This is a genomic window from uncultured Amaricoccus sp. (genome assembly GCF_937891315.1).
Classification (GTDB): Bacteria; Pseudomonadota; Alphaproteobacteria; order Rhodobacterales; family Rhodobacteraceae; genus Amaricoccus.
The window spans coordinates 1-3,166 of record NZ_CALAGI010000179.1; the positions used below are offsets into that span (position 1 = coordinate 1).

General features: G+C 66.6%; 3 protein-coding genes. All 3 read right to left on the minus strand.

Annotated elements, in window-relative coordinates:
- Positions 1-465: 465 nt before the first annotated feature.
- Complete coding sequence (locus Q0480_RS17670) at positions 466-1,494, minus strand: substrate-binding domain-containing protein (RefSeq protein WP_299134983.1); 1,029 nt, start codon at positions 1,492-1,494, stop codon at positions 466-468.
- A 196-nt stretch (positions 1,495-1,690) separates the two neighbouring features.
- Positions 1,691-2,197, minus strand: coding sequence for a universal stress protein (locus Q0480_RS17675; RefSeq protein ID WP_299134979.1), 507 nt, complete (start codon positions 2,195-2,197; stop codon positions 1,691-1,693).
- A gap of 13 nt (positions 2,198-2,210) precedes the next feature.
- Positions 2,211-3,166 (minus strand): hypothetical protein (locus Q0480_RS17680; protein WP_299134981.1); only part of this gene is annotated, 956 nt, incomplete at its 5' end.

Here is a 3,166-nt window from a genome sequence, read left to right on the forward strand (position 1 = left end):
CCGCGGACGCCCCTCCCGGGGGGTGTCCGCGAAGCGCGGCCACCCAGGGGCGCCCACGTCCGTACTTTGAGCGACGCGGAAATCTCCACCCCCTATCGCCTCCGGGCCTCGCGGCCCTCCAGCGATCGGCGCGGCGGACGCGATGCGTCCGCTTTCTCGCGCCTGTGCCTCGCGTGCCATCGGCACGCTTCGGTCGGAAGGTCAAGGCAAACGACCGTTGGTATTTGCCGCCAGACGATTCCGTCTGGTTGGATATTGCTCTCGCTGTTTCGAAACCGCCGTGCGCCGCGCCAACCGCGTCACCGCCCTCGGCATGTCCGGGAGCATCAGGATCGCCTGAAGCAACCGGGGAACGGGGCGATCCAATCGCACCACTTTCATGCAACAGCGCCCCTTTTCCATGCGTGGACAAGGGGCGCTCCGACCGGGATTTCGGGGCACGGATCGGGCGGCTCTCGGATCACGTCATGGATTCGAAGGGCGGGTGACCGATGCCCTCAGGATCAACTCGGGCTCACGCGTCACCTGGAGGTCTGCGACCGGCTCGCCCGCGATGCGTCTGAGGAGAAGGTTTGCGAGAGGTTCGCAAGCGTCGCGGAGCGCGAGGCGCGTGACCGTCAAGGGCGGGTCGAGAGCGTCCGTCTGGACCTGGGGAAGAACGTCGTCGTGAGCGACCACCGAGAGGTCCTTCGGTATCGAGAGGCCTGCTTCGCGCGCCGCCCGGCACACGCCGGCCGCGACCAGCGCGTTGCAGCAGACAAGCGCGGAAGGTCGGTCGGTCCCGAGGGCCAGCAGGGCCGAAAGCGCCGCCGCGCCATGGGCCTCCGACGTGTCTCCGTGAAGGATCAGCCCGGTATCGACGGGCAGGCCACGCGCCTCCATCGCCTGGCGAAAGCCACGGACGCGATCGCCCACCGATGGCCACTCAGGCGGACCTGCGATCAATGCGATCCGCCGATGCCCGGCTCCCGCGAGCACCTCCACGGCCTTGCCGGAGACAGCGTGGTTGTCGGTGTCGAAGTAGGCGTATCGGTCGTCGCCGAATTCGTGCCCGTGCATCACGAAGGCCGCGTTGCGCTTCAGCAGCAGGTCGACCCTCGGGTCGCCGATCACCGGCAGGGTCACCACGAAGCCGTCGAGCGCGCCGCGGTTGATCAGCCGCTCGTGCGTTGCGAGAGCGTTGCTCTCGTCGCCGACATGCAGGACGAAATCGAGATCGCGTGCCGAGAATGCCATGGAGAGACCGGTGACGAACTCGAGGAAATGTCCGGCCTCGAACGGCTTTGGCGGGGCGTCGAGAATGAGGCCGACCATTCCGGACCGCCCGGTGACCAGCTTGCGGGCGATCTGGTGCGGGCGGTAGTCCAGTGCCCGGGCAACCGTCTCGATACGTTGGCGCGTTCCCGCGGCAACATCTTCGAAACCGCGCAGCGCCCGGCTCACGGTCGTCATTGAATAGCCCGTCACGCGGGCGACATCGCGAAGCGTCGTCATTGCAGGCCTTGCTACACAAGCCGCCAACAGGCGTCGGCCCACGCACTCTATGGTGGGATCCGCCGCCAATGCAAACCGGCGCTCCCAGGCGATGGAATGGCGATCAGGGCGCGGACTCAGAGACTGTTCGAAAACTCCGCGGGTTGCCCGCTGGACTCCGGCTGGAGGCCGGCGCGGGCAACCCTGAGCGGTCGTCTCAGGCCGGCGTGTCTTCGGGCACAGGAATCTCGCCAGGCTCCATAGGCCGCACGATCAGCACGTCGCAGTTTGCCCGCTTGACGACCTCGGTCGCGACCGTGCCGAGCAGGCGCTCGGCAAGGCTGCGGTCGTAGCTGGCGCCGAGGACGATCAGCTCCGCTTGCCGGGCATGCGCCGTCTCGATCAGCGCGGCGGCGGGGTCGCCTTCCATCAGCAGCGCGGCCGTCACGGTCGCCCCGTGCTTCGCGGCCACCGCGACGGCGCGGTTGACCGCGTCGCCAGCCGCGCCGCGACCCAGCACCTCGCCCCCCCGGCCGTCGCCGCCGAGCGTGGCGACGTTGCGGGCCTCGGCCCGTCGGGAGAGGCCGCTGTAGGCGCAGACGATCACAAGGCCGGCGTCCTCGTGTCGGGCGAGCCAGGCGGCGCGCGCCACCGTGGGACTGGCGAGGCTCGAACCGTCGGTGCCGACGACGACCACGCGATAGTCGGTCATTTCCATGGCCATGCTCATACTCTCCTTAGTGACCGCCAGGCATGGCCATGACGTCATCGACGTCGCGAACGATCGGCGGTTCCTTGATCCAGAGCATCGCGACCGCGGCGAGGGCGAGCCCGGCGCCAGCGAACATGATGGCGTTGTTCGGATTGTCGCCGAGGATATTGGTATAGACCCAGCCGAAGGTCACCGAGTGGATCAGCATCGGGATCACGATCATCATGTTGATGATGCCCATGTAGACGCCATAGCGGGTCGACGGGATCATCCGCACCGCCATGATGTAGGGCACGCCCATGATCGACGCCCAGGCGATGCCGAGACCGATGATCGGAATGAACAGCAGGTATTTGTTGGTCAGATGCGGGAAGATCAGCAGGCCGGCGGCGGCGATCAGCAAGCAGGCCATATGCACGAACTTCGCGCCGCGGCGCCGGGCGAAGGCAACCAGCGAGAAGGCGACCGAGAAGGTGACGATATTGTACCAGCCGTTGATCAGGCCGGTCCAGCCGACGGCCTCCTTGAAGCCTTCGGAGTGCGGATCGGTGGTGTCCCAGATCGATTTCGCCATCGAAAGCGTCACGAACTGCCAGTAGCACACCATCGCGTACCACTGGAACAGGTAGACGAGTCCGAGCTTGCGCAGCTCGACCGGCATCTCGACGATCGCGTCCCGGATCTCATTCAGAAACCCGAAGGCGCTGCCCTTGCGCTCGCGCAGCGCCTTGAGTTCGGCCTCGGTCGGAGGAATTTCGGGCGTGGTCAGAACCGAGACCAGCACCGAGCCGATCGAGCAGACCGCGCCGAGCATGAACGAACCGACCACCCAGTAGGGAATGCCGGCTTCCGTCGCCCCGTCGATCATGTTCTGGAACACGAAGAGCGAGAGATTGGCGAGCGTGATGCCGAAGCCGGTGAAGAAACTCTGGGCGAGGAAGCCCTTGCCGAGCTGCGACGGCGGCAGCTTGTCGGCGATGA

What these genes read in the sequence shown, in the direction of transcription:
- Q0480_RS17670 (WP_299134983.1), bottom strand. Translation starts at nt 1,494, where the DNA reads ATGACGACGCTTCGCGATGTCGCCCGCGTGACGGGCTATTCAATGACG.
- Q0480_RS17675 (WP_299134979.1), bottom strand. Translation starts at nt 2,197, where the DNA reads ATGGCCATGGAAATGACCGACTATCGCGTGGTCGTCGTCGGCACCGAC.